Source organism: Salinicola rhizosphaerae (assembly GCF_014652715.1).
Lineage (GTDB): Bacteria > Pseudomonadota > Gammaproteobacteria > Pseudomonadales > Halomonadaceae > Salinicola > Salinicola rhizosphaerae.
The window spans coordinates 1-4,224 of the sequence record NZ_BMZI01000010.1 but is presented as its reverse complement, the minus strand read 5'-3'; the positions used below and the strand labels follow the sequence as shown (position 1 = coordinate 4,224).

At 52.1% G+C, this 4,224-nt stretch carries 3 protein-coding genes; all 3 read left to right on the top strand.

Annotation, left to right across the window (positions count from 1 at the left end; genetic code table 11):
* A partial coding sequence (locus IE125_RS18530) for an Lrp/AsnC family transcriptional regulator (protein ID WP_229809205.1) occupies window positions 1–540 on the top strand: 540 nt, incomplete at its 5' end.
* A 596-nt stretch (window positions 541–1,136) separates the two neighbouring features.
* On the top strand, window positions 1,137–2,516 hold the full coding sequence (locus IE125_RS18525; protein ID WP_189446172.1) for a purine-cytosine permease family protein: 1,380 nt from the start codon (window positions 1,137–1,139) through the stop codon (window positions 2,514–2,516).
* 41 nt (window positions 2,517–2,557) lie between these two features.
* Window positions 2,558–4,224: hydantoinase/oxoprolinase family protein (locus tag IE125_RS18520; RefSeq protein WP_189446171.1), on the top strand; the 1,667-nt coding region annotated here is incomplete at its 3' end.

Genomic DNA, 4,224 nt, shown 5'->3' with positions numbered 1-4,224 from the left:
AGTGCTCCAGGCGTTGTGTCTGTTGAGTGTTGGCCAATGTTGCAAGTGGAGAAGTGGCGAGAGGACACTAGATCCCCTTCTGTTGATCAGTCGATCCTCAATGAACTCGGATGGTCAGACGACGATAGAGAGCTTTTACGGGAACTCAGCGCTTCCCCACGCATTCAATTCAGAGAGCTCGCAGAGCGTCTAGGCCGGCCTTATGGCGTCGTTCGTCGTCGAGCCATGGCTTTGCTAGGGGCAGGGGTGGTGCGATCCACGATCGTGACCAACGAATTGCTTGTTGATCACTCGCATCTGGGTATTTTGCTCGTGAAGGGTGACCATCGAGCTAAGCCAATGCTGATAGCCCAACCTGCAGTGACGATCGTGTCCTCGTCCACAGGATCCTACCAATTTCTTGGCGAGGTGAGGGCGCAGTCCAGGGTTGGGCTTGCCGTCCTGGAGCAGGAGCTCAGGATGTCTGATGCTGGCGTGAATGATGTAGAGCTTTTGATTCAGGTCGCGGTAGATAAGCTCCCGGCTTCGTTCAAACTCTAAGCCCTGCCAAAAGGCCCGGGTTCTTCTAGGCCCAGGATGCTTCACCTGCATGCACCAATGCAGGCGCTCCTCAAGATTGGTATCCAGCTACTCCTGCCTCAGCCCCTTCTCCCCCCACGTAGGCATTGATCAGTAGTCGCAAACCTCAACAAACTCTTGCCGGGCAGCTACGAATTTCGATTAGCTTTGGTCGGCGAATGCTCGGATCGAGAGTCTCCAGGCTCATGGAATCAATCTTCTTGATACACGTGATGAATCGAACTGTGAGCCGGGTCTAGAAAAGCCAGATTACTCCCTAGGCACAGTAATGGAGCATTTTGTTCGCCGTTGCACCAAGCGCGTGCGTCTCGCTCTCTAGTTTATCTTCTATGAAATCAGCATCGCCCCCATCCGAATTTACCCCCAAGTGATTGAAATAAAAAGGGCAAAAAACTGCCGGCTAGACAACCCTCCTAACATGGCACGCTATTTGCTCTGTCATGCATCAGTCGCAAGCGAATTTTTCACGTAAGGCATCTAAAACTTAGGTTTTTATCGCTGAGCGACGAAAATATCGGGCTTTTAACGTGATCGCTTTACTGCGAGGGGCAGGCAGGATGGAATACGTCAGAAAGGTAGCTGCGAACAGTGATGACAGCGGGGACGAGTACGCGAACGTTCCCGTTCCAGAGTCAGGCAAGTCGTTGGGTGCGGTATCCATATTAGGAGTGATGTTGGGAATCACGACTGCGCTCATTTGGTTCATGGTTGGGGCGCAACTTGTTCATTCTTTTGGCACCATGAATTTTATGATCGGTGCTACGTCTACGGCGATGATTGTCGGGGCGATTGCTTTCGTGTGGGTATGGTTCTCGTCGAAGTCAGGATTCAACTCAGACTTGATTACCCGAGCCTGTGGCTTCGGGTTTCTCGGTTCAACTATCACTGCGGTGATTTACTCCACCAACAATATCCTCTACTTCGCTATGGAAGGGGGAATTATGATCAACGCCATTCGTGCCTACTTTCCTTCAATTCCCCTTCTTGTTTTTCAGATATCGTGTGGCCTGATTTTTATCCCGTTAACTTGCTTCGGGGTAAAATTAGTAAGTCGTTTGATGTGGATTACTTTACCTGTACTTTTTGTATTCTTTGTACTTATCGCGTTACGAGCTATGGAGATGGGTGGGGCGCCTGGATTTTGGTCTCTGTCCCACTCGCCTGACATCAACTTGGCGGCGGGAAGCCCAGTGCTGCAAGTTATGGTTGCGATGTTCGGAGTCGCTGCAATCGGCGCTACTGCAAGTGACTTCGGCAGATTCATTCCGGCTCGACACGCTGTGATTGGTGGGATTTTGCTTGGTCCGGTTTTCACATTGGTCACTTTCTTGATGCCGCTGCTATTTGGTGCCTGGCTTAGTATGACATTCGAAGAATTTGATCCAGCAGTCTACTTCACCCACGCATTTGGAATATTTGGCGTTCTGTTGGTTGTTATTACTCAGGCCCGCATCAACGTTAACAATGTTTATGCAACAGCAGTAAGTCTTGCAACAGTTGCTAGTCGTTTGTTTGATGTAAGGATGTCACGTGTTAGCTGGGTCGTGATGACTTGCGTTGTTTGCTCGCTGGTTCTTATGGCCGACCTATACAGCAAGGCAACCCTCGTGCTGAGTATTTGGGGGATTGTGCTGATCTCCTGGGTGGGTACGGTGTTCTCCGATATCGTATTGAATCGCTATATTTTCAAGTTGGTGCCGAATACGTTTCTCTATGGCAAGGAGCAGTTGCGAGCTTGGAACCCAGTGGGTATTACTTCGCTCGTATTGGCGCTGACACTTGCACTTCCACTGTCCTTTGGATTGGCGGGGCCATTAGGTGCTTCTGTCGCTCCACTTGTTGCCTTTGCAGTGACCATGGTTGTAACTCCGTTGATGGCATACCTGACAGGTGGTCGCTATTCGGCGAGTGCTAGCGAATCTATTAATCCGATTTAGTCGTGCGCGGCTAGTTGCAAACAAATCTAGGACCGTTATCAATGAATGAAATTAATTTACTGCCTCCGTTCACAATTTCTGTCGACACGGGCGGCACCTTTACCGACCTTATTTTGTCTGATAGCAATCGTGTCATTGGTCTTTATAAGGCGTCTTCTACTCCCGACGATTTGTTCATTGGCATCTCCAATGCAATCAAACTGGCGGCTACAGAAAATGGCATGACGCTTGAGGCATTGCTGGCCGAGACTCGCACGTTCGTTTATTCGACAACCCGTTCGACCAACGCTGTGCTGCAAGGGAAAGTGGCCAAGACCGCGTTTGTCACTACTCGTGGTTTCCGCGATACCTTGCTTTACCGTGAAGGTGGCAAAGAGGATGCATGGAACTTGGCAACACCGTTCCCTAAGCCATATATCCCTCGGCGCCTGTCGTTTGAGATCACTGAGCGCGTTCTGGCTGACGGCACTGTGGCAGTGGAACTCAACGAACAGTCGGTGCGCGACGTGCTACACCGTGTCCGGGAGCTGGAGGTGGAAGCCATTGCTGTCTGTCTGATCTTCTCAGTCGTAAACCCGGCGCACGAACTGCGTATTGCTGAGCTGATCGAGGAGGAGCTGCCAAGCGTTGCTTATTCGTTAAGTCACCAGGTAAATAACGTGGTGCGGGAGTATCGCCGAGCCTCGTCGACGGCGATCGATGCCTCCATCAAACCGTTAATGCGCGAACATCTTCAGGATCTTGAGCGTCGATTCCGCGAACTGGGCTTCGCAGGTGATCCATTGATGGTGACGCATGTCAGTGGTGGGGTGATGAGCTTGGAGCAAATGTCTGATCGCCCAATCCAGACCATCGACTCCGGCCCGGCCTTAGCTCCTGTGGCAGGTGCGCAGTACGGCAAGCATGAACCCTTGGCTGCGGGTAAGGATATCATCGTTGTCGATACTGGAGGCACTTCCTATGATGTGAGCCTCACGCGAGATGGCCAGATCGCGTACAGCCGTGAGAAATGGCTGGGTCCAGAGTGGAGCGGTCACATGACCGGATTGCCGGCTGTGGACACACGTTCCCTTGGTGCCGGCGGTGGTTCTATTGCGCATATCGACAATGGCGGGCTGGTACGTGTTGGGCCGCTTAGTGCGGGGGCATTCCCGGGCCCGGCATGTTACATGCACGGTGGTAAGGAACCAACAGTGACGGACTCTGCTCTCGTTCTAGGTTACCTCGATCCAGACAATTTCCTCGGGGGTCGGATGCCCTTGGATTTGAACGCGGCTCGGGAAGCCTTCCGAGTTCGTGTGGCTGAGCCGCTGGGCATGACGATTGAAGAGAGTGCTGAGGCTGTTCTGCGGATCACGTCGGAGGATATGAGAGGCTTCACCACTGACATGACCATTAGCCAAGGCATCGATCCTCGTGATTGCGTAATGATTGCTGGTGGCGGTGCTGCAGGGATGAATATCGTCCGCATCGCCAAAGACTTAGGCATCGCCAATATGATCATCCCGCGTCTGGCGTCTGGCTTAAGTGCGGTGGGCGGTCAGTGCACTGATATTAGTGCCAACTTCTCCGCTGGACGTTACATGTCCACCACTGATTTCAATCCTGCCGCCGCGAACGAAGTCGTGGCTGAACTGAATGCCAAGCTCGATGCATTCTTTGCCGAGGTCAAGCATCCAGGTAAACGTATCCGCAGCATTATCGTGGA